General features: G+C 61.0%; 1 pseudogene. It reads right to left on the reverse strand.

Annotation, left to right across the window (positions count from 1 at the left end):
* Window positions 1-13: 13 nt before the first annotated feature.
* A pseudogene (locus E4K09_RS16520) lies at window positions 14-223 on the reverse strand (hydrolase); the annotation flags it as partial.

Raw genomic sequence — 223 nt, forward strand, 5'->3', positions numbered from 1 at the left:
GCCCTGAACCAGATTATTCAGCGGCCTGAGCGTGGGAACCCTCGCTCGCGCCGAACATCGTCTTGGCGTAGATGATGCCGAGCCCATAGGCGCCGCCAAACCTTTTCGCGAGACCGGTGGTCATGTCGTAGGTCTCGGTACGAGCCCAGTCGCGCTGGAGTTCGAGCAGGTACTGCAAGGATGTCATAGGTCTGGCGCCTGCCTGGATCATTCGCTCCATCGC

This window comes from Microvirga pakistanensis (genome assembly GCF_004458765.1).
GTDB classification, from domain to species: Bacteria; Pseudomonadota; Alphaproteobacteria; order Rhizobiales; family Beijerinckiaceae; genus Microvirga; species Microvirga pakistanensis.